Here is a 26689-nt window from a genome sequence, read left to right on the forward strand (position 1 = left end):
ACTTGCTGCTTGCTCTTTACCGATGACGGATAAAGCCGTCCCGGCTATAGGAATTCAAATGGAAACGGATGGAAAGACCCTTCGCCGCGGCTGGACCACGGGCACCTGCGCGGCAGCCGCCACGAAGGCGGCCTGCGTCGCCCTTCTGACCGGCGAGTTTCCTTACCCTGTCGAGGTTGAACTTCCAAGCGGGGCGCGACCGGCATTTTCGCTTGCGACCCAGGAAAAGGGTGAAAATTTTGCCCGGGCCGGCGTCATCAAGGATGCCGGAGACGATCCGGATGTCACGCATGGTGCACTGATTGAAAGCACCGTGCGGTTGGGAAAACACGGAAGCGGCATCGTTTTCAAGGCTGGCAAGGGGGTCGGCACAATCACCCGGCCGGGCCTGCCCTTGCCCCCCGGCGAACCCGCAATCAACCCCGTTCCTCGCCGCATGATCGAAACTGCAATTCGTGAAGTTGCCGGTGATAACAGGGATTTCGAGGTTGAAATCTCGGTTCGCGACGGCGAAAAAATGGCTGAGAAAACGCTGAACGGCCGGCTTGGAATTATTGGCGGCATTTCCATTCTCGGGACGACCGGGGTGGTTATTCCTTTCTCCTGTTCGGCATGGATTCACTCGATCTGGCGCGGCATCGATGTCGCCCGTGCGACCGGTCTTACCCACCTGCTTGGCGCCACCGGCAACACGTCGGAGAAGGCAGGACAGGCGCTGTATGAGTTGCCCGAAACGGCCTTGATCGACATGGGCGATTTCATCGGCGGCATGCTCAAATACCTGCGCAGCCATCCGGTCGAACGGGTCACCATTGCCGGTGGTGTCGCCAAGATGACCAAGCTGGCGCAGGGCATGCTGGATGTTCACTCCAAACGCGGTCTTGCCGATCTCGAAGCCCTTGCCGAACTGGCCATCGGAGCCGGTGCGGACGACGTGCTTGCCAGTGAAATCCGGCAGGCCAATATGGTGGCACACGCTTTTCAACTGGCTGAAGCCGCAGGAATTGATCTGGGCAATATCGTTGCTGAGAAAGCCTGGGTCACCGCCGCCGCCGCATTGAAAGATCCGGCTGTCTCGCTCGATATTCTGGTATTCGACCGGCAGGGCAATCTGAAAGGCCGCACTGCCTTCACGCCGTCCGATCACCCTTCGGCATTCTCCTTCGAAGAGCGGAACCGACGGACATAATCGGTGCTGTAAAGCGCGCTTTCGCGGAAATCCTCGGACGCAAGTCCACGCCCGACAAAGATCAGGGCTGTGCGCTCCACAGGTTCGGCAGCAAGCTTGCCTTCGATATCGGTCAATGTGCCACGAATGACCCGTTCCTCGGGCCAGGATGCACGAACGACAATCGCAACCGGGCAATCGGCTCCGTAGAGCGGCGTCAACTCCTCGACCACTTTGCCGATGGCATGAATGGCAAGATGGATGGCGAGCGTCGCACCGGTCGCACCGAAAGCCTTCAAGGTCTCGGTCTCGGGCATTTTCGAAGCGCGGCCGGAAACACGAGTCAGCACCAGGCTTTGCGCAACCTCGGGAACCGTCAACTCGCGCTTGAGCGTTGCAGCAGCGGCCGCAAAGGATGGAACCCCAGGCGTGACAGTATAGTCGAGATCCAATCGCTCGAGGCGGCGGATCTGTTCGCCCATGGCGCTCCAGACGGAAAGATCACCAGAATGCAGGCGGGCCACATCCTTACCCGCTTTCGCTGCGGCGACGAACTCAGCTTCGATCTCGTCCAGCGACAAGGAAGAGGTGTCAACAATGCGCGCGCCCGGCGGGCAGTAGTCGATGAGCGCTTTCGGCACCAGCGAACCGGCATAAAGGCAGACAGGGCAGGCGGCGATCAGGTCGCGACCGCGCACCGTGATCAGGTCGGCAGCACCCGGGCCAGCGCCGATAAAATGAACCGTCATGTTTCTTCTCCAGAAGTGGCAAAGGCCACCGTGATATCGCCAACCACGAAACGCGGTGCGACCAGTTTCGAATTCTTGCCAGCAACGGCGAGGGCTGAGGCTTCGCTGACACTGGGCGATCCTGCGTGAGTGAGGCTGACTTCCGAAATCGTCAGCACTCTCGCCGCCGCAGCATCGAGGCTCACCTGATCGGCCACGAACAACCGCATTCCAAGTTGCCGCGCCGCACTTTTTATACCCGGCTCATCAGCCTTGATTGGCGCCGTGGCAAGACAATCCGCGTTTACGTCAAACGCCTCCTGTGCAGCGCGCAATGCCGCCACGATAGCGTCTCCGCCGACGCCTTTACGGCATCCTATTCCCGCAACGATCACGTTTCCTCATCCCGTGATTTGGTCCAGTTCCACTGCGTGACGGGCATCGCCGGTTTCCAGCCCGACATCGACCCGACCGCCGACGCACGCGAGACGTCGAGCCGGATGAGGGAACCACCAAGGCGTGCCTGCGCGGCAAGCAGCATCGCTTCCATTTCCAGCGTCACGGCATTGGCGACAAGCCGGCCACCTGGCTTCAGAGCCTCGATTGCACCGTCCAGAACGCCCTTTTCGCTGCCACCTCCACCAATGAAAATAGCATCTGGGGGAGGTAGACCGTCAAAAGCTTCCGGTGCCGTGCCAATCAGAATTTCAAGTCCGGTAACGCCGAAGGCTTCTGCATTGCGCGCGATACGCTCGGCACGCTGACTGTGCTGTTCAATCGCGATGGCTTTGAGAGAAGGGTGCGAAAGCATCCATTCGATCCCGATCGACCCGGAGCCAGCGCCGATATCCCACAATAGTTCACCATGGCGCGGGGCAAGCGACGACAAAGTGACCGCACGTATCTCGCGTTTGGTAATCTGCCCATCGTGTTCAAACAACGCGTCATCAAGTCCGCTGGTGTAGGGTAAGATACGCGCGTTTGCGTCAGCGACGATATCAATCGCCACGACGTTCAGGGGATCGATGTTTTCCAGAGAGAAATCCTTAGCCTTGGCGTGACGCAACCGCTCACGTTGCCCACCGAGCGCTTCCAGCAAGAGAAACGTCGAATGCCCGAACCCCGTCTCCGAAAGCAATTTTGCGATAAGAGCGGGCGCTTGGGCATCGGAGGTCAGTGCGATGATCTTTGCACCTTGATGCAGGTGTGGCCGAATGAGATCAATGGAACGGCCGTGCAAAGACACGCATTCAACGGATTGCAGAGCCCAACCCAGACGTGATGCCGCAAGAGAAAATGCGGACGGCGACGGATGGGAAACCGTCTCTTCGGCGGCAATCTTTCTCAGCAGCGTTACCCCGACGCCGTAGAAGAACGGATCGCCAGATGCGAGAACACAGACTTTATGGCCGCGCAGTGCCACGACTTCGGACATCTCGACATCAAATGGTGTAGGCCAGGACCTCGCCTCACCCTTGATTGCGGATGCCGCAAGCTCCAGGTGGCGCACACCGCCGAAAACAACCGCCGCACTTTCAATGGCACGACGAGCGTTATCGCCAAGTCCGGACAATCCATCCTCGCCGATCCCCACAATCGAAAGCCACGGCTTTTTTGCCTTTTCAGTGGCAGCTTTATCCGTTCCAGCATATTCAGAGACCATGACACGCTCCATCCTGATCCTTGGCGGCACAACGGACGCCCGCCTTCTCGCCGGAAAGCTGGCCGAGGACTCCGGCTTCCGCATTCTGCTGTCCATGGCTGGACGCACACGAGACCCGGTTAAACAACCGGTACCAACCAGAACCGGCGGTTTTGGCGGATCGGCCGGACTTGCAGAATTCATCCGAAACGAGAAATTCGATATTCTGGTGGACGCGACCCACCCCTTTGCGGCGCGTATTTCGCGTAACGCTGCAGAAGCCGCCTTGTTGGCTGATACTCCGCTGATTGCGCTCGACCGCCCGGCGTGGCGACAGCAACAGGGCGATCGATGGCAAAGGGTGATGACGACGCATGACGCGGTCACCGCACTTGGCACTGCCCCCAGAAACGTATTCCTTGCGCTGGGGCGACAAGAGCTTTTGCCATTCGAAATGGCACCGCAACACTCCTACCTGGTCCGCAGTGTCGATCCGGTCGAGCCGCCACTCAAGCTGCCGGACATTCGCTACATAACGGCACGTGGACCTTTTGTACTGGATGACGAGATCGCCATGCTGAACAACAACGGCATTGAGATCGTGGTCTCCAAGAACTCTGGCGGCAATGCCTCCTACGGAAAGATCGAAGCGGCACGACAGCTCGGCATTCCCGTCACTATGATCGAACGGCCGGAACGTCCCGACGTGGCGACGGTGCCCGATATAGACACTGCGCTGGCCGCTATCCGTCATCAGTTTTCCCTTGCCGAAAAACGCGGCGAGTAAACCAGCGACGGTTGGTTTTTGCGGTCAATGATCCGGGTTTCGACCGATCCGACGATAATGCAGGTGGCCATGTCGGCCATATCACTCTGCGCTTCAGACAAGGGCACGACGCGCATGCGCTCATCCTGTCGACCCGCCGCCCGGCCGAAAATCACCGGCACCGACCCCGGCAAATGATCACGCAGGATATCGAATGCCGTCGTCAACTGATGCGGACGGGCCTTGCTGACGGGATTGTAGAAAGCCATCACGAAACCGGCTTCCGCCGCTGCAATCAAGCGCTTTTCAATAATGGCCCAGGGTTTCAGGTTGTCCGAAAGGGAGATGGCACAAAAATCATGGCCAAGTGGCGCTCCGGCACGTGCGGCAACAGCAAGCATGGCTGTCACCCCCGGCACGACTGAGAATTCGATATCCCGCCATTCGGCAGGGCCATCTTCCATGGCTTCACACACGGCGGCAGCCATGGCGAAAACACCGGGATCACCGCCGGAAACGACACAGACATTGCCGCCTGCTGCCGCAAGTCGAAGCGCCTGTCCGGCCCGCGAAATCTCCTCGCGATTGTCGGAAGCATGGCGACGCTGATCTGGACGCAGCGACAGCCGGTCGAGATAGGGAATGTAACCGAAGAAATCCACCGCCGCTTCGACTGCGGCCAGTGCCTCAGGCGTAATCTGCCCGGTATTGCCAGGGCCAAGGCCAACGACCGTCAGCTTGCCGGTCATTGTGCATCCTCATTCGAAGGCCTGTCCTTCCATCCGGGAACCAGCACCAGCGAGAAATAAGGTGCTGGCGAACCGTCTCGCTCGGCCAGCCGCATGGCTTGACCGTTTTCCATGGTGCCGCGCTCGACGTAGAGCGCATTTTCCAGTTTTCCAGCCTTTTCAAGAGCACGGCGGATTTTCGGCAGGTTGCGGCCAACCTTCATAATGACGGCACCATCTGTTCCCGAAAGCCGCGTTTCCAGGATTGCCTCGTCGAGCGTTCCCGGAAGAATGCTCAGGATGTCGTCCCCCTGAACCAGTGGCAGGCCGGCCATCGACCAGCACCCGGACATCGCGGTTATGCCTGCCACGACTTCCGCCGGATAGGATGGAGCAAGACGCAGATGCAGATGCATATACGAACCATAAAACAGCGGATCGCCTTCCGACAGAACCGCAACATTGCGCCCGGCGTCGAGGTGAGCAGCAATATCCTTCGCTGACTGGTCGAAAAATGCGGCAATGGCGCCGCGATAGTCGTCACCGTTTTTGTCGCTCTCAACAGTGACAGGATAAACAAGCGGCATTTCCAGCGTGCCGGGACGAATGAAGGCTTCGACGATACGACGTCCGTTACCCGTGCTGCCCTTTTTGCAGAAAAATGCCACGACATCGGCTGTGTCGATGGCCCTGACAGCTTTTAGCGTCAGCAATTCCGGATCGCCGGGACCCGTACCGACGCCGATCAGCTTGCCCTTCAGCATCTTTTCCTGTGTCGGCTCCAACAAAGCAGCACTCATAGACCCGCCCTCGCGATAGCGTTGACGGCAGCGGCCGTCATTGCAGAACCACCCATACGTCCTTTGACGATGGCGTAGGGAATGCCAAGCGAGCTTTCCTCGAGTGCGTCCTTTGATTCCATGGCGCCAACGAAACCGACGGGCATTCCGATGATCGCGGCGGGACGAGGAGCGCCGTTTTCAAGCATTTCCAGAAGATAGAACAGAGCGGTGGGCGCATTGCCGATAGCAACAACCGCGCCTTCCATCTTCTCGACCCAGAGATCGAGAGCAGCAGCGGAGCGCGTATTGCCAATTGCCTTGGCAAGTTCAGGCGTGCGCGGATCGCGCAAGGTGCAGATAACCTCATTATTGGCCGGCAGGCGGGCACGGGTAACACCATGCGCAACCATCTCTGCATCGCAGAGGATGGGTTTTCCCGCAGCAAGCGCACCACGCGCTGCCGAAACGAAATCGGGCGAGAAGCGGAAATGACGCGTCGCTTCCACTTGCCCGCAGGCGTGGATCATACGGATGGCGATATCCGCCTGCTCTGGCGTGAAAACCGAAAGATCGGCTTCTTCACGGATGATGGCGAAGGAGCGCTCATAGATCGCATCGCCGTTGCGGATATAGTCATAATTGGTCATCGGTCATCCTGTCGGAGCGCCGCGCTGACCCTGTCTTTGCCCAGGCGGACAAACAGGGTGCGGGCATTTTCCCCGGGCTTATGTTCTTTTTCGTGAAGTCGGGCAAGCCGCGAAAGCACGGCCTTTTGTTCATCGGACGGCAAAACAAGATCCGGTGCGTCGGAAACGCGGCCTGACAGCGAAAACGCCAGTCCTTCCGGAGAGCCGGAAATGGCAAGGAGGGACGGAGAGGGGTGCGCGCAGCCTTTCCCACAACCGGACACATGCAGTATCAAAGAGCCATCCAGCAACGACGCGCACTGCTTTGCCGCGAAATCGGCAAGTTCGTGGGTTGGCAGGAGGGCTGACGCGCAAGCCGGGGCGCCGGAACAGGTTGCAAGATATGATCGTGGGTCGTTTCCCGCAACGATCAGGCCGGATGACTTGGCATAGGCAATCAGCAGCTCACATTGTGTGCGAGTACCGAAAAAAAATAGCCCGTGCGCCGGCCCCGGCCGCATTGCATGGATGCCGACGCTGAGCGCATTGCGGCACAACGAGGAGAGCGACGCCGTCGCAATCTGCCCAAAGGCAGGGGCGATGCCAGCCGCAAAACCATCGTCACCCAAGGCGATCAGACCGTAAGGAGATTTCGATGCCTCTGACAAATCGGGTGCCAACTGCTCCAACAGTACATCGCCGCAAATGGCGTTCACCGCATCACCGTCCAAATCGCGCCCACGTGCAGTTTGGCCCTGTTCAGCCAGGTGGCAGAGAAGTGCCATGACAGCGTCGGCAGCGTGTTCTGGATGAAGGACACCGGCGTAAAATGCCTTGTCTTCGGTTCCTCCCAGCATCACTTGCCAGAAGATCTGACCGTCGTGCTGAACCGCCTTCAATCGAATATCCGCGAGAAGGTCGCTCATGCGAATCTGGCCACTGCCATCGACCACAACGGACATTTTTGCGGCAACACGCTCGTGCAAACGGAGTTCGAGAGACTTTTCGTGAATGCACCTTGCAAGGGCAAGCGGACTGCTTGTTTCTGTCACATCACGCCCGGCAAGAGGCGAGGTTTCTACCGCCAATCCTTCTCGAACCGGCAGAGCTAGAGCGAGAACATCGTTTTCCAGGAGACAGGCGCTTGGTGATGTCAAACCACGAAACTGCAAGCCACCTCGCGCCGTCACATCAATCAACCCGTTGCCATGACGGGCAGACAGATCGCAAAGATTTGCAAGATCCTGCGGTGATATATCGTCGGTGAAAGCGACACGGGACAACAGTCCGTCACCCGTCTGCATCGGCGCCGACAAGGCAGGACAAACACCACGTCGGGAAAACGGCTGGACAGGATCGAGGTGCGCCGCGTTCATACGCTTACCCTATCGGAATGTGGAACGATCAGCATTTCCAGTTCCGCATCCACCGCATTGCGGCGACTATGCCACAGGTTACGATGCCGCGCCGAGAGAAAACGTCGGGCCATGACCTCTGCCGCCTGCGGGTTTTCCCGAAGGATGAACGTACGCACAGCTTCATCGCCGAAATAGGCATCGTAGAGCGCTTCGATCAAAGACGACGAAACTGCGTGTGTGGTTTCTGCAAAACCGATCAACCGGTCCACGGTTTCAGCAAATTCCGCAGCACCACGCGGACCGTGCCGCATCTGGCCGGCAATGAAGCGTGGGTTCACGGCGCGGGCACGCACGACACGTGTCAGGGCCTGTGCGATCGATCTCGCACGCGGACGACCGGGATTGGTGGTATCCAGTGCCACGACATCGGCGGCTTGCCCGAGCAGCGCCTTGGCGGCGGCAAAACCGCCAATAAATGCCACGTCGGACGATCCGTCGAGCAGATCGCGTCCGGGATCATCGCCTGTATGGACGAGCAACTCGGCCTTCTCGACCTGTACGGCAAAGCCGGCATTTTCAGACATCTCGAGACCATCTGCGCCACCGAAGGCATGGTTTGCAGCATCGAGATAGGTACGACCGAGTTCTTGTCGTTCCTCCCAGGCCCCATTTGCCAGCTTTTCTTCGATCCCCGCGCCATAGGTGCCGGGGGCAGATCCGAAAATACGCGCCGGGATAAACCCCAGCGCCGACGCTTCCTCTCCCAGTGGATTGTCACCCGAGGCTTCCTCACGCCGCGCAATCGCCTTGGCCGCAGCATCGAGAAGCGCGATAAGCGCCGGAAACATATCGCGAAAAAGACCGGAAATGCGGAAGGTCACATCGACACGCGGTCGACCGAGCGCCGCAGGGGGCAAAACCTCGATACCGGTGACCCGACCAGTAGCTGGATCGTAAACCGGTCGCGCGCCCATCAGATGGAGTGCCTGCGCGACATCCTCACCGCCATTGCGCAACGATGCCGAGCCCCAAAGATCGAAAACCATGTGCTTTGGCCAGTCACCGTGACTTTGAAGGTAATGCCGCAGCACTTCCTCTCCTGCCATGCGGCCCAATTCGAAAGCCGTTGGCGTCGGCATTGTCCGGGGATCGGCCGCATAGAGATTTCGGCCGGTGGGCAGGACGTCCAGACGCCCGCGCGCTGGCGCGCCGGAAGGGCCCGGTGGAATGTGTAGACCATCCAGAGCTGCAAGCAGTGCTGTCTTTTCCGACGCGGCACTTTGTAGCCTCAAAGGATCAACATCACCCGCAGCACTGCGTCCGAAAACATGCTGGCCATCCTTGATGGCAAAATCCTTCAGGTCACAGAGAAAGGCGTCAATACGAGACAGGGCAGTGTCTGCGTCGTCTTGAGTACCGACGCCTGCGTCGGCCGCCAGACCTGTCTCACGCGCTTTCTCCACAATCAGTTTCGCCAATCGATCACGGCGGCGGCGATCCAGCCCGTCCGCCTGGGCATATTCATCCACAAGCTGTTCGAGTGCCGTCTGATCCGCCGAGAGGCCGGCATCAACAAGCACCGGCGGGACGTGACCGATGGTAACAGCGGCGATACGGCGTTTGGCGACCGCCGCCTCGCCGGGATTGGAAACGATAAACGGATAGATGACTGGCAAAGCCCCGGCAACGACCTCCGGAAAGCAGACTTGCGACAGAGCAACCGTCTTGCCGGGAAGCCATTCCAGTGTGCCATGCGCGCCGACATGGACGACGGCGTGGGCATCGACTTCCCTTTGCATCCACGCACCGAATGCCGCCAGTGCATGACGCGGTGGCAGGGCAGGATCGTGATAATCCACGCGGCGATCTTCGTTACGGCCGCGATCAGGGGCGAGAGCCACCGTGACGGAACCAAACGTCGCAGCACGAAAGCGGAATGCCCCCGCGCGGACAGCATCGTCCTCCTCGGCAGGACCCCACGTCGCCTCCAGCGCATCACTCACCTCTGCTGGAAATGCAGCGCGAAAATCCGCGTAGGCAGAACAATCGATCTGCACATGCCCTTGTTCGACGCGATCGAGCAAGGCACGCGCCGTTTCTGGAATTCCCGAGACCGAATATCCCGCAGCCTTCAGGTCGCGCAGCATTTCCAGAACACTTTGTGGCACATCGAGCCCGACGGCATATCCGGTTCGTCCGGGTGCAGCACCCGGATAATCGGGCATCAGAACGACAACACGACGCTCCTGACGCGGTGTCTGTTTCAATCGCAGGAAGGCTGCAATGCGGTTCGTCACCTGCAGGATGCGGTCTGGCTCAGGCACATTGATGAGGGCTGAGTTACCCTGCGTACCGGGCTGCTTGAATGAGATCACACCGGCAAGAATCCGTCCATCCAGCTCTGGGAGCACGACGTGCATGGCGAGATCGGAAGGGTTTAGGCCACGGCTATTGTCCGCCCAACCGTCACGCCGGGTTGTTGCCATGATGACCTGAAAGACCGGTAATCCCAATCGGTCGAACAGGGTTTTTCCATGGTCATCGACCTGACTTGCAAACGCCGTAGCGGCAATAATGGCAGCCGGTTTTAAGCCGGGAAGCACACGCTCCAGAAAACCCGCCGCATCCGCATCCTTCAGGCCGCTGACAAAGATTGGCAACGGCGCGAAACCACGCACCTTCAAGGATGCAAACAAAGCGTCGATGGGCGCGACATCGGACGCCAGCAGCATCGAACGATAAAACAGGATGGGCAGGACTGGAGCATCGGCGCCAAAATCCTCCCTCGCCCGTTTTTCAGCAACGAAGCCCTCACCCGGCCGATAAAAGCCGGTCTTCGGCAGGGGAACAGGTTCAACTTGCGGCCAGTTGTAACCGCCTGAGAGCGCCGCCAAGCCTCTGGCGAGACGCTCCATGTTCTCAGACCCTCCTTCGCGAAAGAAAGAGAGGATCGCAGCAAGTGTCGACTGGTCGATCGTTGAGGCCGCTTCCAGCTTATCGTCGCGCTCGCTGCATTCGCCGGGCAGAAGTGCAAGCTTCACACCGCGCCGTCGCGCCATCTGCGCAAGCTGATCCACGCCATACCGCCAGCGATCCGCACCACCCAGAATCCGGATAAGGATAAGCTTTGCGTGTTCTGCGGTCTTCTCGATCCAAAGATCGACCGACATGGGGTGGCGAAGTTCCGAAAGATTGGCGGTAACAAGGGTTGGGCGTGCCTGATCCTCCCGCCATACCCGTTCCAGACCAGCGAGATCGCTGGCCGAAAAGGACAAAACCACGACATCTGCCTGCGGCTGGTTGAGATCAACCGGCTCGATCAGGTCGTCCAGAGACGACGATGTCGTGGAAAGGATATGCATCGTCAGGCAGCCAGCATCTGTTCGATCTTCTCGCGGTTCAGGCCTTTTTCACCGATGACGACCAGTCGGCTGCGGCGCGTCTCACCCGGCGCCCACGGCCGGTCGTAGTAGTGATTGACGCGGCTTCCGACCGCCTGCACCTGAAGGCGCATCGGCTTGGCCGAAACCTCGATGAAGCCTTTGATACGAAGGACGTTTTCCGCTGCAGCCGTTTCCGCGATGCGGACGGCGAGGGCTTCTGGATCGGTCACCGCTGGCAGGTCTATAACGAAGCTATCGAAATCGTCGTGATCGTGATCGTGTTCTTCATCGTGATGCGTATGACGGTTTTCGATATCCTCTTCAACCGCAAGGCCGAGGCCAATCAGCACGGCAGGATCAACGGCGCCGTTCGATGCGACGACGATCTTGGCAGCCTTCGGCAGATGTTCCGAGATGTGGGCTTTGGCCTTTTCAAGACCGGCAGCGTCAAGCAGATCGGCCTTGGTCATGACGATGAGATCGGCGCAGGCAACCTGATCTTCGAAAACCTCTTCAACGGGATCATCGTGATCAAGCGCTTCATCGGCCTGCCGCTGTGCGGAAAGCGCCTCCATGTCGTGTGCGACTTGGCCCTCAGCCAGAGCTGCGCCGTCCACGACAGCAATAACGGCATCAACCGTGACACGGCTTTTGATCGCCGGCCACTGGAAAGCCTGAACAAGCGGCTTTGGCAGTGCCAGACCCGAAGTCTCGATCAGAATGTGCTCGACCTTCGGCTGGCGGCTGAGAATCTGCTCGATCGCTGGCTGGAAGTCATCGGCCACTGTGCAGCAGATGCAGCCATTGGCCAGTTCGACAATGTTTTCTTCCGGGCAGCTCTCGATACCGCAACCCTTGAGAATTTCGCCATCGATGCCGACATCACCGAATTCATTGACGATAATGGCAAGACGTTTCCCGTCGAGTTTTTCGAGAAGGCCACGCAGAAGCGTTGTTTTTCCGGCCCCCAGAAAACCGGTAACGATGGTGCAGGGAACGCGATCCAGAAGGGTGCTCATTTCATCTCCTCGGTAAAATCGAATGGGGGAATACGCGCGACCATGCCGCGCTTCAAACTATCAGGACGGCCGCGCCAGGGCATCAGCCCGTCCGGCGCAGTGGCCAGCAGGCGAGCGCCAACAAGCAAATCCTCGGCATTGTCGGGCGTCAGTCCGCCAAACACATAAGACCAGCCATCGGCGCCACGTAAAACAGCGCTCAGCCCACGCTTGCAATTGGCAAGACAATTGACGCTTCGCACCTCGATACCCGCGTTGTGCGCCTTTTCGGCTGCACGTTCCGCCAGAATGGGCCCGGGACGGGGATCGAGATCTGGATCATTTGCATCGCGACAACTCCGGCACACAAACACGACCACGCCGGAAACGTCATCGTTTTCCAACCCATCTTTGGTGCATGAGGATGTGACTGCGATATCCAAACCGTTTTCGCTTTCCGCGCCTTTAGACTTTTCGGGGTGCGCATCTCGAAAACGGCACGCTTGCCAGGCAAGGCGGCTCGTTCGATTTCATCGACTGGCCGGAGCACCCCGCCCGGCAGACGTTTTTGCGTGAACGGCAGGTCTCCTGGCTCGCGGCTTGATCGATACCCGTTTGACACCGCCTTCCCGGACATGTTCGGTCCAGTGGCTTCACGGTGTGGGCTTACCGCTTACAGTTGCGGGGGCAGCCACGGATTGACCCAACGGGGCTTGAACCGTGTTCCCTCTTAGCTTTCCCCGTTGCCGGAAAAAGACCGTTTGCTCGATACACTTAGGCTGAACGCCTTTTGCGGTCAATGCCATGCTGTCCCTGCCAGCGGATTGCCGGGTGCGGCAAATTGGGTATAGTCGCCGCTTCCACGGCGAGGTGTTCACACCCGCTGCCGAAAAACAGGGACATGCATGATGAACCGCGAAATCAACGACGCCGAAGCCGAGCGACACCGGCAGAAGATGGTGAACCGTAAAGCGGTGCAGGATGCCGAAGTTGCTGAAAAGACGGTCGAAAAAGGCCTGCTGATGGTCAATACCGGCCCCGGCAAGGGTAAATCGACGGCGGCGTTCGGGCTCGCCTTGCGTATGCTCGGAAATAGCAGGCGTGTCGGCGTCGTGCAGTTCATCAAGGGCGCATGGTCGACCGGTGAGCAGCAGGCACTGAGCCTGTTTGGCGACAAGGTGGAGTGGCGAACCATGGGCGAAGGTTTCACATGGGACACGCAGGATCTGAAGCGCGATGTCGCCGCGGCAACCAAGGCATGGGAAGAGGCCAAGACCCTGATGGCCGATGAAAGCATCGGTCTTTTGATCCTGGACGAACTCAACATCGCACTGCGCTACGACTACCTGCCTCTGGAAGAGGTCATTGCAACGCTTGAGAAACGCCGGACTGATTTGCATGTCATCGTCACCGGCCGTAACGCCAAGCCAGCCCTGATCGAGGCCGCCGATATGGTCACGGAAATGAGCCTCGTCAAACATCACTTCAAGGCGGGCGTGAAGGCGCAGGCGGGAATCGAGTTCTGATCCATGACTGCACGCGCCCTTATGTTTCAGGGAACCGGCTCCGATGTCGGGAAATCGCTGATGGTGGCGGGGCTGGCACGTGCCTTCGTCAAGCGCGGCCTCAGCGTCATGCCCTTCAAGCCGCAGAACATGTCAAACAATGCGGCAGTTACGGCGGATGGCGGTGAAATCGGCCGTGCGCAGGCGCTGCAAGCGCGTGCCGCAGGTGTCGCGCTGTCGGTTCACATGAACCCCGTCCTGCTGAAACCGCAAAGCGAGACCGGGGCGCAGGTAATCGTGCAAGGGAAGATCGCCGGCAACGCAAAAGCCGCAGAATATCAGGGCCTCAAGGCTGGCTTGATGCCGAAGGTCCTGGAAAGTTTCGAGTTGCTGAAGCAAAAAGCCGATCTGGTTCTGGTGGAAGGTGCCGGCAGCGCTTCGGAAATCAATCTGCGTGCCAACGACATTGCAAATATGGGTTTTTCCCGTGCCGCCGATGTACCAGTCATCCTGATCGGCGACATCGAGCGGGGTGGCGTGATCGCGAGCTTGGTCGGCACCAGTGCGGTGCTGGATGACGCCGATGCCGCGATGATAGAAGGCTTCATCGTCAACCGTTTTCGCGGCGATCCTTCATTGTTCGACGAAGGCATGCGGATCATCGCTGCCAAAACGGGATGGCAATCCGTCGGCCTTCTTCCGCATTTTCCCGACGCCGCTCGTCTGCCGGCGGAAGATGCGCTCGGCCTCTCCAATGTCCAGACCGCCAAGGACGGCGCAAAAATCCGCATCGCGGTTCCGATCCTGCCGCATATTTCAAACTTCGACGATCTCGACCCCTTGGACATGGAGCCGGATGTCGAACTGGTCCGCATCCGGCCGGGCCAAGCAATTCCTGGCGACTGCGCGCTGGTCCTGCTCTGTGGGTCAAAGTCCACCATCGCAGACCTGAACGCTCTGAAGACATCCGGGCTTGATATCGACATCAGGGCTCATCTGCGCCGTGGCGGCATGGTGCTTGGGCTGTGCGGTGGTTATCAGATGCTCGGCAAAATGGTCTCAGACCCTGACGGCATCGAAGGTCCTCCGGCCACGGTCGAAGGTCTTGGATTGCTTGATGTCGCAACAACCCTCACCGACGACAAGAGATTGGTGTCCGTGCAAGGGACCAGCTTCGATGGAACATCGTTTACCGGCTATGAAATGCATGTCGGACAAACATACGGAGCCGACTGCACACGGCCTTTTTCGAAAATCGGCAATCATACCGAAGGTGCAATCTCATCTGATGGACGGGTCTTTGGCACCTATATTCACGGTCTTTTTGCCGATGATGCACAAAGAAGTGTCTGGCTGCAGCGATTGGGAACGGAAAGTTCCCACTTGAACTACGAAGCCGACGTCGATGCGGTGCTCGACCGGCTGGCTGAGCACATGGAAGCCCATATCGATCTCGACGCATTGCTTGCTATAGCGCGATAGCGAGCGCAAGCACGCCAAACAGGCTGATCAACAGTCCATCCGCAATGCGAGCCAAAAGCAGAGCCTGGCGAATATCCGACGCAGTCAGATCACGTCTCCCGCCGTCGCCCATGAAGCGGGCCTCGATCATCTGCCCCCCATAAGAACGTGGCCCGGCAAGCGCAAAACCGAGCGCACCGGCAAGCGCGGCCTCCGGCCACCCGGCATTGGGAGAACGATGATGGCGGGCATCGCGGAAAACAGCACGGATCGCCTGGCGAGGCGAGGCATCTTTCACAAAAAACGCAGCCACGACAAACAGAAGGCCGCTCAGTCGTGAGGCTGGCAAGTTGACGAGATCATCTAGCCGGGCTGACGCCCAGCCGAATGCTTCATGGCGTGAGGATCGATGCCCAATCATACTGTCTGCCGTATTGATCGCCTTGTATCCCGCCCCGCCCGGCAAGCCAAGCATGGCAAGCCAGAAGGCGGGCGCCACGACACCGTCCGAAAAGTTTTCTGCCAGGCTTTCGATCGCTGCACGGCATACCGCCGCCTCATCAAGCTTCTCAGGATCACGCCCGACAATCATCGAAACGGCCTTGCGCCCACCTTCAAGCCCCTCTTGCTCAAGGGCTGTCGCAACGGCTGCGACATGCTGCTCAAGGCTCCTTTGCGCGGGAAGGGATGCACCCACGATCGCAACAAGCAAAAGACCAAGCGGCATAAGTAACAAGGTCGATTGGGCAATCCATGCGACAAGGATCGTGCTACCGAGGAATACGGTCAACGCCATCAAACCCGCCATCTTGCGCTGTGAAAATGCGTCTTCTTCCCGGTTCCATTTTTTGTCAAGGAGCGCGATAAGCGAACCGATCCAGGTGACGGGATGACCGACGCGCTTGAAAAGCCAGTCCGGGTATCCCGTCAGACGTTCGATCACGAGCGACAAAAAAGCGAGAGCAAGGAACATGGGCGACAACGTACCAGAAAAGGCGCAACCTGCGATCCATCACGGCGGTAATCTCGGTCGGGCACGTCGGTTGTTTCCTCAGGCACCTGAACCATGGATCGACCTTTCGACCGGGATCAATCCGCACTCCTATCCGCATTCGCCCATTCCCGCTAGCGCATTTGCCCGCCTGCCTGAACCCGACACCCTCTCAGCGCTGAAGAAGCGGGCAGCAGAGAGTTTTGGCGCACCTTCTGAGGATCATATCGTTGCCTCGCCAGGCACGCAGATGCTGATGCCGCTCCTGGCACAACTGGCACTCGATCGCGGTGCACGGCGAGGGGGTGTCCTTGCGCCCGCCTATGCCGAACATGCCCGAACGGCCCGAATGGCAGGCTTGCCAATGACGGAAGTCCAGTACGTCAACGACCTCCTGGCCTGTGACTACGCGACGATCGTCAATCCCAACAATCCCGATGGACGAGTCATGGATCGAGACGCGCTGTCGGCAATCGCCACTTCCATGAGACACAAAGGCGGCCTGCTGGTCGTCGATGAGGCCTTCATTGAAACCGGAACCGCAGAAAGTCTCGCAAGTCTCACAAACGAGGATGCACTTGTTGTCCTGCGATCTTTCGGAAAATTCTACGGCATGGCGGGCGTGCGCTTGGGTTTTGCAGTCGCCCATCCCGATATCGCCGCCGATCTGGAATCCCGGCTTGGTCCATGGGCTGTATCGGGACCGGCCCTGCATATCGCAACGGAAGCGCTCGCTGACCGGACGTGGCAGGACGCCATGCGACTCCGGCTAACGATGCAGGCTGGTCGTCTGGATACGCTTCTTCGAAAGGCCAGTTTGTCGATCGTCGGTGGAACGTCGCTGTTCAGATTGGCGAGAGATGAGCGCGCGCCACATCTTTTCGACCACCTTGGTCAAAGCGGCATATTGGTGCGCGTGTTTGACGAAAGGCCGAATGATGTTCGTTTCGGCCTTCCCGCAACCGAGGAAGAATGGCAGCGCCTCGAAGACGCGCTGCACACATTCGATTATCCTTCGAACGTATAGGTCTCGATCGACTCCTGCTTCATCTCGATTGAGAAGCCCGGTAGCCTTGGTGGCATATAGGCCGCATTGCGAATTTCGCAGGGTTCGATGAAGTGCTCGTGCAGGTGATCGACATATTCGATCACTCGGCCTTCCTTGGTCCCGGAAACGACAAGGTAGTCAATCATGGAAAGGTGCTGCACGTATTCGCAAAGACCTACGCCACCGGCATGCGGCCAGACCGGAAGACCATATTTTGCGGCGATCAGCAGAACGGCCAGAACTTCATTCAGTCCGCCCATGCGGCAGGAATCGATCTGCACCACATCGATTGCACCTTCGGCAATGAACTGCTTGAACATGATGCGGTTCTGGCACATTTCACCGGTCGCAACCTTAACCGGACCGATGGCTTCACGGATCTTGCGATGGCCAGCAATATCATCAGGGCTTGTCGGCTCTTCGATGAAGAACGGCTTGGCGAAAGCGAGTTTTTTAACCCAGTCGATCGCCTGATCCACTTCCCATACCTGATTGGCATCGATCATCAGATAGCGATCCGGACCAATCACCTCACGAGCGATGGTAAGGCGGCGAATATCATCTTCCAGATCACGGCCAACCTTCATCTTGACGTGGTTGAAGCCGGCATCGATTGCCTCCTGGCAGAGACGGCGCAGCTTGGCATCGTCGTAACCGAGCCAACCCGCCGACGTCGTATAGCACGCATATCCCTCGGCCTTCAGCGTCTCGATACGCTCCTTTTTGCCACCCTCGGCTTTTTTCAGGATCGCCAGCGCTTCGTCGCGGGTCAGCACATCGGTAAGATAACGGTAGTCGACGATATCGGCGATTTCTTCGGCGCTCATATCCGCGACAAGCTGCCAGACAGGCTTGCCCGCCTTTTTGGCCAGCAGGTCCCAGACGGCGTTGACCACCGCACCGGTGGCAAGATGCATGGCGCCCTTGTCTGGACCAATCCAGCGAAGCTGGCTGTCGCTGGTCAGATGGCGCCAGTATTTGCCAGGATTTTCAAGAACCGTCGCAAGATCAGTGCCAACGACCAGATGATGCATTGCCTCGATTGCCATGCAGCAAATGTCGTTGCCGCGACCAATGGTGAAGGTCAGTCCGTGGCCTTTTAAACCAGGTTCGTCCGTGTCGAGAATGACATAGGCTGCGGAATAATCAGGGTCTGGATTCATCGCATCGGAGCCATCAAGGCTTTGAGACGTGGGAAAGCGCAGATCGAAAACGCGCAAATCTGTAATCTTGGTCATGCCGTTCACTCGCGGTCAGGGGTCACTAATAGGTTAGAGCGTGGGAATAAAATGCAGAATGTTTTCCATCGCTCTCTCGTTGTTTCGGCCTCGGACTGTCTTTCTGTCCAAAGCCTAATCGTGGTGGAAAACGTTCTCCATCATTGCCCACCACTCGCCATCCTTGCGACTTTCGAGCGGCCGCTGGCAGGGAATGGTGAAGGCCCACCATTCCCGGTTCTTTTCACTGGTGGCCATCTTGGCCATGTCCGCATCGAAGTCCGTGCCGTGATATTCCCAGGTGCCAAACAACAGGTTTTCTGGTTCACGCAGGAAAATCGTATAGTTGCGGATGTTACAGTCGCTGATGAGCGCCAGAACCTCCGGCCATACGGCAGCATGCAGCCGTTTGTATTCCGCAATCATCTCCGGCTTCACGCCGATGAGCATTCCCATACGTTGCATCGTCATATCCCGTTATTGATAGTCGCCAAGCCGGCACGGAGCTTCGGCTGCGGCAGGGAGAGTTGCAGACGCTCGGCCCAGGCAATGACCGGAGCGAAACGTCGACGTTTTTTTTCGTCGTGATTGCTGGCAATATCGGCAAGCCGGTGCGCCAGAAACGGGTTCATGAAGCGTTCGCGCACCTCGTCGACATAGGCTGGCGCCTCATCGCCCATCCCGGCAGCGGCAAAGACGGGCAAAACCTCGCCACGCCAGACAGCTTCAAGATCGGCCGAAAGGCCCTTGTCCTGCATCGCTTCGCGTACCGTTTCATCCGGCGCACGACGATCCTGCTGCCAGCGCTCGGCGAGATAGGAATGTCCGAGATTAAGCAGAAACAGTTTCAGCGTCTCATATCGATTGAGGTCATCCGTCAGCACAATCGCCGGATGGCGGCAGGGCAGCGTCAGACCGTCCTGTTTTTCGATCGCCCAGAGGGCGTAGGGCTCCGCCACTGCTCCAACCGGGTCGATGGCTTCGGAAACGATACGATCGACCAGACTGTTGGCGAAACGGCACTTCTCGTTGAGATAGAAGGCAAATCCGGCCGGTAACTGCCAGGCATTCGCCAGGTCGCGCAGAATGGATTTTAGCCTGTCGCCATTACGAGGAACGAGTTCGCACGGAAATATCGAAACCGGAACTTCCGGGCTCTTCTGAAATCGCTCCAGAAGCAGCATGCAAAGCTTCGCTGGAAAACTCCTCGGAACCGACGTGAAATCCGCCGCCAGATGAGGCCCGTCGCCAGCATCGAGATCGTAACCGCGATCACCGGTGTTGGATAAAATGACATCGGCTTTCATCGCGATATCACGAACGTCGCCCCAGTCATTCGCCGCAGTCAAAGACCTGATAACCGCACGCCCCGTATATTCGTGATCGACAATCTCGCCACCCTGCAAACCCCGGATACGAACAGGATAGCCTTTGTCAGAACCAAGCGCTGCAATGCGCTTGGCGCTTTCCGCACTGCTGGTAGTCTGCACAATCGCAATACGTCCAATCGACTGACCCGTGGCCAGAGCCTCCGAAATGAAAAAATCCGCGTGTGCCAGCAGGAAACGACTAGTGCCGAATTGCAGGATCGGGGTGTCGATCGTCATGCGACCTCCACCATGCCCTTGATGACGCCAGCCTTCGGATCGGTGAGACCGGCGAATTTCGACGGCACCTCGGAGAGAGCCATACGATGAGTAATCAGTGCTTCCGGCACCTTTCCGGCGCGTAACGCTTCCATCACCCGCTCAAAATCATCAGGCGTCGCGTTACGGCTGCCCAGCAGGGTGGTTTCACGTTTGTGAAACTCCGGATCATTGAAGCTGATGTCGCTAGCAACGATGGAAACAAGAACATAAGAGCCACCGTGCCCCACGAAGGAGAAACCGCGCTCCATGGCTTTCGGATTGCCGGTCGCATCGAAGACAACATCAAAGAAATCGCCGCTCGTGATATCCGAGAGTTGATCCTTGTCGCCTTCACCGAGCGCGACGACATGCGCCGCACCGAGATGCGTCTTGCAGAAATCCAGCCGGTCCGCGCGACTATCGATCATCGTCACCACACCGCCGTTCAAAACAGCAAAAACAGCCACTGCCATACCGATCGGTCCGGCGCCGACGATCAGAACCTGCTGGTCTTGTTCAACAGCTCCGCGCCGCACGGCATGCGCACCGATGGCCAGGAACTCGGTCATCGCGGCCTGATCCAGCGTCAGCCCTTCGGCCTTCAGCACGAACTGTTGCGGCACACTCAGATATTCGACCATCCCGCCATCGCGATGGACGCCCAGAACACCGATATTGCGGCAGCAATTGCTCTTGCCTTTCAGGCATGCGCTGCAATGACCACAGGACATGTAGGGAATGATGGTGACGACATCCCCGTGCGACAGCACACTTCCATCGGGCGCTTGTTCGACCGTACCGGAGAGCTCGTGTCCCATGACACGCGGATATGATAGATAAGGCTGATTGCCGGTAAAGATATGCAAATCTGTTCCGCAGACGCCGATACGACGGATGCGCACCAGCACCTCACCTTCGCCGCGCGCCGGTTTAGGCAGTTCGCGCGCGCTCAATTGACCGGGTGTATCACAGAAAATTGCCAGCATGGGTCACCTGTCGGAAAGTCTGTAGAAACGGGCGGCATTGCCGCCGAATACTGCTGCGTGGTCTGTGGGGGGTATGATCTCATGGCATAAATCGATCCACTGCTGGTAGTCGCCAGCAAGTCGCAGGACCGGCCAGTCACTACCAAAGATCACCCTTGCCGGACCAAAAAGCTCAAGAATGGTCTCGGCATAAGGACGTACTGCCTCGGGCTTTTGTTCTCCCCGTTCGGTCAGCAGACCGGAAAGCTTGCAGTGCACATTGGGAAGCGCTGCCAATGCGGCCATATTGGCACGCCAGCCGGCATAGATACCCTTGGCGATCAACGGCTTTGCACCATGATCAATGACGACGGGCAAAGCGGGATAACGGCGCGCAAAGCTCAGAAGATGCGGCAGGTGCGGAGGTAGAACCAATGCATCAAATACCAGCCCATGATCGATCAGGGCTTTGACTGCAGGCTCCAATGCGACGTCATCGATCCAGTCAATGTTGGCAATGTCCTGCAACATGGGGCGGACACCTTTGAAGGCTGGATGCGCCGCCCTGCTTGCAATCACGGCAGGAGCATTGTCGGCCTTCAGATCCACCCAACCGACCACGGCCTTTATGAAGTCATTCTTCTCCGCCTGCGCCAGCATGAAGTCGGTATCGGCAGCGTTTTCCATCGTCTGCACGAGAACGGTGCCGGTCACACCCGCCTTTCGCATCAGGGGAAAAAGATCCTCGGGAAGAAAATCACGGTAGATGGCTTGCAGGGAGGGTGGCGGCCATTGACCGGCACGATCCTTCAACAGCCAGAAATGCTGGTGGGCATCGATGACCATTTTATCAGGCCTTTCCACTCGGCACCGGCGAACCCTCAGCAATCAAACCGCGACGGTGCAGCTCTGACCAGAATTCATGCGGAATTTCCTGTTCGAACCAGCCGATATTGGAAGAAAGCTGTTCGGCATTGCGTGCACCGGATACAACGGTAACGGCTGCAGCATGGGCGAGCGGGAACTGCAGCGCAGCAGCCTGCAGTGAAACACCAAGCTCCTCGCAGACATCATGAAGCGCGTCGACGCGGGACAATATCTCCTGAGGCGCGTCAGCATAGTTGAACTTGCGGTTACCGGCGAGAATGCCGGAATTGAATGCGCCCGCGACAACGATGCCTACACCCTTTTTCGCGCAGGCATTCATGAACGACAGGCTCTGCTGTTCCAGCAACGTATAACGGCCGGCCAACATCGCAACGTCTATGTCAAAGACTTCCATGGCATCACGAACGATCTCCCATTCGTTGACGCCAAGCCCGACAGCACCTGTCGAACCTTCTTCGCGCAGCCTGCCAAGTGCCTTGAAACCACCGCCCGACGTCAACTGCTCCCAGTAATGCTGGTGTCTGTCGCCGTGCGTGTAAGGGCCGATATCGTGAATATAGAGAATATCCGGCTTCAGGACACCGAGCCGCTGCTGGCTTGCTTCGAACGAGCGCAGGATACCGTCATGGGAATAATCATAGACCGGGCGGAACGGCAGAGGCGCGACATAGGCATCCTCTTCCGGTCCAACTGTTTCGTCAGGCACCATGACGCGCCCGACCTTGGTGCTCAGCGTATAGTCGTTACGATCGTGCTCCGTCACCATCGTGCCGAGGCGGCGTTCGGAACGGGTGTAGCCGTAAAATGGTGCAGTATCAAAATAGCGGATACCGCTTTCCCATGCCTTGTCGAAAGCGCCCTTCGATTCCGCATAAGGCGTAATCCGATAGAGATTACCCATCTGGGCACAGCCAAGACCCATCAGGGTAACATCGACATTGCGACGAGGCAGCTTGCGTGTGTCGGAGACTTTCATTGCGGGCACTTTCGAAAATACACGGGACTTGGGCGGATGAGCGCCGCACGAGCGGCACCCATCCTGAGTACAGACAATCAGTAGAGAACGTTCTTCGCTTCCGGCTTTTCGATGTTGTCCTTGGTCACGACAACCACACCGGTATCGACGAACTTGTCGGCCTTTTCCTTGCCGATAAGCTTCGCGACGGTTTCAACGCCCTTTTCGCCCATCTGGTAAGACCCCTGAACGACGATACCAGCAAGCGTGCCGTCCTTGACGAAGCTCTGCAGATCCTGGTTACCGTCAAAGCCGATAGCGACGACCTTGCCAGCCTTGCCGGACTGAGCCAGTGCGCGGCCAACACCAATTGCTGTCGGCTCGTTGGCACCGAAGATACCCTTGAGGTCGGCATTTGCGGCCAGAACGTCGGTGGTCTGGTTCAGCGCCGTTGCCATCTGCGACTGCGAATAGAACGGACCAACGATTTCAAGCTTGGAGTTGGCCTTGATGTAGTCAGTGAAACCGCCGACGCGGCCGATTTCAGAACCTGCACCGGCAACATAGGACATCACGGCAATCTTGCCTTCCTTGCCAACCTTTTCGATCAGCGCCTGGGCAGCAAGTTCACCGGCCTTCTTGTTGTCGGTTGCGAGGAAGGACTGGTAATATTGCTCTGCGCCCTTGGCGAGCTGGGAGTCGACAATCACCACCGGAATACGGGCCTCCCAAGCCTTCTTGACAGCGGGAACGAGCGCATCCGGATCGGAAGGGGCCAGAACGATGCCTGCAACCTTACGGTTGACGGCGTTCTCAACCATGTTGACCTGATCGGCAATGGCCGATTCCGATGCCGGACCCTGGAAGGTCATGGTGTGACCGGAGGCGTTCTTGATCGCTTCATCCGCGCCTTTCTGGACGTTCTGCCAGAAGGTGGAGTTGACGGTCTTGACGATGACGGCAATTTCACCGGCCTGCACGGTGGAAACGCTCCACAGGGCGATTGCGGATGTCAGAAGGGCAGTCGCGATTTTTTTCATTTTTTCCTCCATTTTGTCGGCACGCTGGGCCTCCCCCATGCCGTTCTTGTTTGCGGAAAGGGTCCGCAGCCCCTTTTCATCAGCGACGATTGCGAAGCTGGTCGATCCAGACGGTGACCAGAATGACGAGGCCGATGATAATCTGTTGCGTGAAGGCAGAAACGCCGTTCATGTTGAGACCATTGCGCAGAATGCCGATAACGAAGGCGCCAATCGCTGTGCCGGAAATCGTACCGACACCGCCAATCAACGACGTGCCACCAATGACCGCGCTGGCGATGGCATCGAGTTCGTACATCACGCCTTCATTCGGCTGTGCGGTGACGAGACGCGACATCAGCACACAACCCGTCAGACCCGCCAGTGTACCGGACAGGATGTAGGTGAAGTTGGTGACGCGGGCGACGTTCACACCGGAGAGACGGGCGGCTTCCGCATTCGAACCGACAGCATAAATATGACGTCCGAGGATCGAACGGTTGAGCATGAACGAAACGGCAAAGGCAATCACCACCATCAAAATGACGGGGTAGGGGATGCCTGGGAAAACCACGTTGGGAAACCCGTCATCGCCAATCGTCACGATGCGGAAGAGGGCACCATTGCCGAGTTCACCGAACGATTCGCCAAGACCGGACACAGCACGTGCGCCGGTAATCTGCAGGGCAACGCCACGGGCGATCAACATCATGCCGAGCGTCGCGATAAACGGTGGCAACTTGAAGCGCGTCACGAGAAGACCGTTGATGAAACCACACAACGATCCCGTCAGAATGCCGAGCAACATGCCAATCGGAACCGGCATGCCGAGTTCCTTCACGGCGAGTGCGGCAACGACGCCGGCAAGTGCCAGAACCGAGCCCACCGAAAGATCGATACCGCCGGTGATGATGACACAGGTGGCGCCTATGCCGAGAAGGGCAATAGACGTCACCTGAAGCGCGATCGTCATGGCATTGTTAACGGAGAAAAATGCGCTGCTGGTGGCGGAAAATACCATTGTCAACGCCACGAGACTGCCGAGCGCCGCAAACTTCTGGATGATATCCTTCTGCCGGTCGCTGAACGTGAAGCTCTTCTGGGGTTCTGCAATATTCGACATGTGTTTCCTCACTGCACCGGCCGGCTGTAGCCGGATGCATAGCGCATGATTTCTTCTTGATTGGTCTTGGCGGTTTCGAGCACGCCGGTAATCCTGCCTTCATGGAAAACAGCAATGCGGTCCGTCAGCCCGAGAACCTCCGGCAACTCGGAACTGATGAGAATGACGCCGATGCCCTGAGCAGCCAGCTCATCCATGATCTTGTAGATGGCAAACTTGGCGCCCACGTCGATACCGCGGGTCGGCTCGTCGAAAAACAGAACCTTCGACTGACGAAACAGCCATTTGCCGATAATGATCTTCTGCTGGTTACCGCCTGAGAGAAGTCGCACGGTCTGTCCGATCGATGGCGTACGGACATTCAGAAGGTCCACGTATTTTTTCGCGACCATATCGTGCTTCTTGAAGTCAATGAGGCCGAAACGGTTCGAAACCTCTTTCATGTTGGCAAGCGTTGTATTGGCCGCAACCGACATCTTGATCGCCAACCCATCGCTTTTGCGGTCTTCCGAAAGATAGGCGATGCCTTCTTCGATTGCGTCTTGCGGCGATGAAATGGAAAGCTCGCGCCCGTTGAAGACTATTTTTCCCGCATCCAGCGCATCGGCACCGAAAATCGCCCGTGCCACTTCCGTACGTCCAGCCCCCATCAAACCGGCGAAACCGAGAATTTCGCCTCGACGCAGGGAAAAACTGACGTCCTGGAACACGCCGGCGCGGCTGAGCCCCTCGACCGAGAAGATGATATCGTCTGAAGGTTGTGAGGTACGCTCGGGGAATTTGTCTTCCAGGGAGCGGCCAACCATGCGCGTAACGATATCGTCGACCGTGATTGCTTGGAAATCGTCCGTCGAGATGTAACGACCATCCCGCAGAACCGTGACGCGATCAACAATCTCCGCCATTTCATCAAGCCGGTGCGATATGTAGACGATACCGACACCGGCCGTCTTGAGATCACGAATAACCTGGAACAGCAAACGGGTTTCCTGTTCGGTCAGCGATGAGGTCGGCTCGTCCATGATGAGGACTTCCGCATCAAGCGAAAGCGCCTTGGCGATTTCCACCATCTGACACTGCGCAACGGAAAGACCACGGACAAGTTGATCGGGATCGATATCCACGCCCAGCCGATCGAGACAGCGTTTCGCATCAGTTCTCAATTTCTTGCGGTCGACAAGAAAACCACGGCGCGGCTCGCGCGCCAGATAGATGTTTTCCGCGACACTGAGGTGAGGAACAAGATTGAGTTCCTGATGAATAATGGCAATGCCCGCCGCTTCCGATTCCAGCGGCGAGGCATATTGAACCTTGTTGCCTTTGTAGACAATCGTTCCGGAGGTTGGCTGATAGACGCCGCTAATGATCTTCATCAGCGTTGATTTGCCAGCACCATTTTCTCCGCAGACCGCATGGACCTCACCAGAGCGCAGGTCGAAATGCACATCCGACAAGGCTTTGACGCCTGGAAATTCCTTGCTGATATTGTCGAGCCGCAAAACGGTCTCGCCCTTTCCAGCCGCAACACGTTCAGGCGATGAGCCGCCCTCAATCGTCGATGCACCCTGCTGCATCCCATCCTCCCAATCGCGCGCCCGCTCCGTCGGGAGACAGCGAATTGGCGGAATGGTTAGGCCGGTTTCGAGATATGGTCAAGCCAATTTATCCAAATTCTCAATGCAGAGTCGCATGAAGATCCATAACACTATC

Annotated in this window: 25 protein-coding genes and 1 riboswitch; of the genes, 5 read left to right on the forward strand and 20 right to left on the reverse strand. The window is 58.0% G+C overall.

Annotated elements, in window-relative coordinates; all coding sequences use genetic code 11:
* The first annotated feature begins 58 nt into the window (after positions 1–58).
* Positions 59–1189: a cobalt-precorrin-5B (C(1))-methyltransferase gene (locus tag FY156_14805; protein UXS02650.1), complete on the forward strand. Its 1131-nt coding sequence runs from the start codon at positions 59–61 to the stop codon at positions 1187–1189.
* Here FY156_14805 and cobM read toward each other — a convergent pair.
* From cobM to cbiE, 3 genes are read right to left on the reverse strand one after another with little or no spacing between them, the layout of a single operon-like run.
* On the reverse strand, positions 1144–1917 hold the full coding sequence (cobM, locus tag FY156_14810; protein ID UXS02651.1) for a precorrin-4 C(11)-methyltransferase: 774 nt from the start codon (positions 1915–1917) through the stop codon (positions 1144–1146). The genes FY156_14805 and cobM overlap by 46 nt on opposite strands.
* On the reverse strand, positions 1914–2291 hold the full coding sequence (locus FY156_14815; GenBank protein UXS02652.1) for a cobalamin biosynthesis protein: 378 nt from the start codon (positions 2289–2291) through the stop codon (positions 1914–1916). Before FY156_14815 ends, cobM begins: the two co-directional genes overlap by 4 nt.
* A complete protein-coding gene (cbiE, locus tag FY156_14820; protein ID UXS02653.1) occupies positions 2288–3559 on the reverse strand; it encodes a precorrin-6y C5,15-methyltransferase (decarboxylating) subunit CbiE in 1272 nt (423 codons plus the stop codon). Before cbiE ends, FY156_14815 begins: the two co-directional genes overlap by 4 nt.
* On the opposite strand from cbiE, the gene FY156_14825 reads away from it, so the two are divergent.
* Positions 3558–4325 (forward strand): cobalt-precorrin-6A reductase, encoded by a 768-nt coding sequence (locus FY156_14825; protein UXS02654.1) that lies wholly within the window; start codon positions 3558–3560, stop codon positions 4323–4325. The genes cbiE and FY156_14825 overlap by 2 nt on opposite strands.
* Here the strand turns inward: FY156_14825 and FY156_14830 are convergent.
* The 7 genes from FY156_14830 to FY156_14860 are packed head-to-tail and all read right to left on the reverse strand — an operon-like array spanning position 4292 to position 12583.
* Entirely contained in the window at positions 4292–5053 is a 762-nt protein-coding gene (locus FY156_14830) for a precorrin-3B C(17)-methyltransferase (protein UXS02655.1), read from the reverse strand. The two genes, FY156_14825 and FY156_14830, sit on opposite strands and share 34 nt — an antisense overlap.
* Positions 5050–5832, reverse strand: coding sequence for a precorrin-2 C(20)-methyltransferase (locus tag FY156_14835; protein UXS02656.1), 783 nt, complete (start codon positions 5830–5832; stop codon positions 5050–5052). The genes FY156_14830 and FY156_14835 overlap by 4 nt, the downstream gene beginning before the upstream one ends.
* Positions 5829–6461, reverse strand: coding sequence for a precorrin-8X methylmutase (locus FY156_14840; protein UXS02657.1), 633 nt, complete (start codon positions 6459–6461; stop codon positions 5829–5831). The genes FY156_14835 and FY156_14840 overlap by 4 nt, the downstream gene beginning before the upstream one ends.
* A complete protein-coding gene (gene cobG, locus FY156_14845) occupies positions 6458–7816 on the reverse strand; it encodes a precorrin-3B synthase (protein UXS02658.1) in 1359 nt (452 codons plus the stop codon). The genes FY156_14840 and cobG overlap by 4 nt, the downstream gene beginning before the upstream one ends.
* Positions 7813–11160: a cobaltochelatase subunit CobN gene (gene cobN / locus FY156_14850; protein UXS02659.1), complete on the reverse strand. Its 3348-nt coding sequence runs from the start codon at positions 11158–11160 to the stop codon at positions 7813–7815. Before cobN ends, cobG begins: the two co-directional genes overlap by 4 nt.
* 2 nt (positions 11161–11162) lie before the next feature.
* A complete protein-coding gene (gene cobW / locus FY156_14855; protein ID UXS02660.1) occupies positions 11163–12200 on the reverse strand; it encodes a cobalamin biosynthesis protein CobW in 1038 nt (345 codons plus the stop codon).
* Positions 12197–12583, reverse strand: a complete 387-nt coding sequence (locus FY156_14860; GenBank protein UXS02661.1) for a DUF1636 domain-containing protein — start codon at positions 12581–12583, stop codon at positions 12197–12199. Before FY156_14860 ends, cobW begins: the two co-directional genes overlap by 4 nt.
* Positions 12584–12739: 156 nt before the next feature.
* A riboswitch (cobalamin riboswitch) is annotated at positions 12740–12956 on the reverse strand.
* 131 nt (positions 12957–13087) lie between these two features.
* Between FY156_14860 and cobO the strand changes: the two genes are divergently transcribed.
* Both cobO and FY156_14870 read left to right on the forward strand, forming a co-directional pair.
* The gene (gene cobO, locus FY156_14865) at positions 13088–13705 is read left to right on the forward strand and encodes a cob(I)yrinic acid a,c-diamide adenosyltransferase (GenBank protein ID UXS03163.1); all 618 of its coding nucleotides are present in this window, start codon (positions 13088–13090) and stop codon (positions 13703–13705) included.
* Positions 13706–13708: 3 nt separating this feature from the next.
* Positions 13709–15166 (forward strand): cobyric acid synthase, encoded by a 1458-nt coding sequence (locus tag FY156_14870; protein ID UXS02662.1) that lies wholly within the window; start codon positions 13709–13711, stop codon positions 15164–15166.
* Here the strand turns inward: FY156_14870 and cobD are convergent.
* Positions 15153–16118, reverse strand: coding sequence for a cobalamin biosynthesis protein CobD (cobD, locus tag FY156_14875; GenBank protein UXS02663.1), 966 nt, complete (start codon positions 16116–16118; stop codon positions 15153–15155). The two genes, FY156_14870 and cobD, sit on opposite strands and share 14 nt — an antisense overlap.
* Here cobD and FY156_14880 point away from each other — a divergent pair.
* Complete coding sequence (locus FY156_14880) at positions 16117–17163, forward strand: threonine-phosphate decarboxylase (GenBank protein UXS02664.1); 1047 nt, start codon at positions 16117–16119, stop codon at positions 17161–17163. The two genes, cobD and FY156_14880, sit on opposite strands and share 2 nt — an antisense overlap.
* On the opposite strand, the gene FY156_14885 is transcribed toward FY156_14880, so the two are convergent.
* The 9 genes from FY156_14885 to FY156_14925 all read right to left on the reverse strand — a co-directional run bounded on the left by FY156_14885 (position 17145) and on the right by FY156_14925 (position 26553).
* A complete protein-coding gene (locus FY156_14885) occupies positions 17145–18422 on the reverse strand; it encodes an L-fuconate dehydratase (GenBank protein UXS02665.1) in 1278 nt (425 codons plus the stop codon). The genes FY156_14880 and FY156_14885 overlap by 19 nt on opposite strands.
* A gap of 114 nt (positions 18423–18536) precedes the next feature.
* Positions 18537–18866 carry an L-rhamnose mutarotase gene (locus FY156_14890; GenBank protein UXS02666.1) on the reverse strand — a complete coding sequence of 110 codons (330 nt, stop codon included), beginning with the start codon at positions 18864–18866 and terminating at the stop codon, positions 18537–18539.
* A gap of 2 nt (positions 18867–18868) precedes the next feature.
* Positions 18869–20008 carry a mannitol dehydrogenase family protein gene (locus FY156_14895; protein UXS02667.1) on the reverse strand — a complete coding sequence of 380 codons (1140 nt, stop codon included), beginning with the start codon at positions 20006–20008 and terminating at the stop codon, positions 18869–18871.
* Positions 20005–21015, reverse strand: coding sequence for a zinc-binding alcohol dehydrogenase family protein (locus FY156_14900; GenBank protein UXS02668.1), 1011 nt, complete (start codon positions 21013–21015; stop codon positions 20005–20007). Before FY156_14900 ends, FY156_14895 begins: the two co-directional genes overlap by 4 nt.
* Positions 21016–21018: 3 nt before the next feature.
* Positions 21019–21840, reverse strand: coding sequence for an amidohydrolase family protein (locus tag FY156_14905; GenBank protein UXS02669.1), 822 nt, complete (start codon positions 21838–21840; stop codon positions 21019–21021).
* A 4-nt stretch (positions 21841–21844) separates the two neighbouring features.
* Positions 21845–22858 (reverse strand): aldo/keto reductase, encoded by a 1014-nt coding sequence (locus FY156_14910; protein UXS02670.1) that lies wholly within the window; start codon positions 22856–22858, stop codon positions 21845–21847.
* 77 nt (positions 22859–22935) lie between these two features.
* A complete protein-coding gene (locus tag FY156_14915; GenBank protein UXS02671.1) occupies positions 22936–23877 on the reverse strand; it encodes an ABC transporter substrate-binding protein in 942 nt (313 codons plus the stop codon).
* Between the two features lie 79 nt (positions 23878–23956).
* Positions 23957–24979, reverse strand: coding sequence for an ABC transporter permease (locus FY156_14920; protein ID UXS02672.1), 1023 nt, complete (start codon positions 24977–24979; stop codon positions 23957–23959).
* An 8-nt stretch (positions 24980–24987) separates the two neighbouring features.
* Positions 24988–26553 (reverse strand): sugar ABC transporter ATP-binding protein, encoded by a 1566-nt coding sequence (locus tag FY156_14925; protein ID UXS02673.1) that lies wholly within the window; start codon positions 26551–26553, stop codon positions 24988–24990.
* Between the last annotated feature and the right edge of the window lie 136 nt (positions 26554–26689).

It is taken from the genome of Agrobacterium tumefaciens (assembly GCA_025559845.1).
Classification (GTDB): domain Bacteria; phylum Pseudomonadota; class Alphaproteobacteria; order Rhizobiales; family Rhizobiaceae; genus Agrobacterium.

Bases quoted from the DNA above. Each gene is read 5' to 3' on its own strand.
- FY156_14805 (UXS02650.1), top strand. From the start codon at position 59: ATGGAAACGGATGGAAAGACCCTTCGCCGCGGCTGGACCACGGGCACC.
- cobM (UXS02651.1), bottom strand. From the start codon at position 1,917: ATGACGGTTCATTTTATCGGCGCTGGCCCGGGTGCTGCCGACCTGATC.
- FY156_14825 (UXS02654.1), top strand. From the start codon at position 3,558: ATGACACGCTCCATCCTGATCCTTGGCGGCACAACGGACGCCCGCCTT.
- cbiE (UXS02653.1), bottom strand. From the start codon at position 3,559: ATGGTCTCTGAATATGCTGGAACGGATAAAGCTGCCACTGAAAAGGCA.
- FY156_14830 (UXS02655.1), bottom strand. From the start codon at position 5,053: ATGACCGGCAAGCTGACGGTCGTTGGCCTTGGCCCTGGCAATACCGGG.
- FY156_14835 (UXS02656.1), bottom strand. From the start codon at position 5,832: ATGAGTGCTGCTTTGTTGGAGCCGACACAGGAAAAGATGCTGAAGGGC.
- FY156_14840 (UXS02657.1), bottom strand. From the start codon at position 6,461: ATGACCAATTATGACTATATCCGCAACGGCGATGCGATCTATGAGCGC.
- cobG (UXS02658.1), bottom strand. From the start codon at position 7,816: ATGAACGCGGCGCACCTCGATCCTGTCCAGCCGTTTTCCCGACGTGGT.
- cobN (UXS02659.1), bottom strand. From the start codon at position 11,160: ATGCATATCCTTTCCACGACATCGTCGTCTCTGGACGACCTGATCGAG.
- cobW (UXS02660.1), bottom strand. From the start codon at position 12,200: ATGAGCACCCTTCTGGATCGCGTTCCCTGCACCATCGTTACCGGTTTT.
- cobO (UXS03163.1), top strand. From the start codon at position 13,088: ATGAACCGCGAAATCAACGACGCCGAAGCCGAGCGACACCGGCAGAAG.
- FY156_14870 (UXS02662.1), top strand. From the start codon at position 13,709: ATGACTGCACGCGCCCTTATGTTTCAGGGAACCGGCTCCGATGTCGGG.
- FY156_14880 (UXS02664.1), top strand. From the start codon at position 16,117: ATGGGCGACAACGTACCAGAAAAGGCGCAACCTGCGATCCATCACGGC.
- cobD (UXS02663.1), bottom strand. From the start codon at position 16,118: ATGTTCCTTGCTCTCGCTTTTTTGTCGCTCGTGATCGAACGTCTGACG.
- FY156_14885 (UXS02665.1), bottom strand. From the start codon at position 18,422: ATGACCAAGATTACAGATTTGCGCGTTTTCGATCTGCGCTTTCCCACG.
- FY156_14890 (UXS02666.1), bottom strand. From the start codon at position 18,866: ATGCAACGTATGGGAATGCTCATCGGCGTGAAGCCGGAGATGATTGCG.
- FY156_14895 (UXS02667.1), bottom strand. From the start codon at position 20,008: ATGACGATCGACACCCCGATCCTGCAATTCGGCACTAGTCGTTTCCTG.
- FY156_14900 (UXS02668.1), bottom strand. From the start codon at position 21,015: ATGCTGGCAATTTTCTGTGATACACCCGGTCAATTGAGCGCGCGCGAA.
- FY156_14905 (UXS02669.1), bottom strand. From the start codon at position 21,840: ATGGTCATCGATGCCCACCAGCATTTCTGGCTGTTGAAGGATCGTGCC.
- FY156_14910 (UXS02670.1), bottom strand. From the start codon at position 22,858: ATGAAAGTCTCCGACACACGCAAGCTGCCTCGTCGCAATGTCGATGTT.
- FY156_14915 (UXS02671.1), bottom strand. From the start codon at position 23,877: ATGAAAAAAATCGCGACTGCCCTTCTGACATCCGCAATCGCCCTGTGG.
- FY156_14920 (UXS02672.1), bottom strand. From the start codon at position 24,979: ATGTCGAATATTGCAGAACCCCAGAAGAGCTTCACGTTCAGCGACCGG.
- FY156_14925 (UXS02673.1), bottom strand. From the start codon at position 26,553: ATGCAGCAGGGTGCATCGACGATTGAGGGCGGCTCATCGCCTGAACGT.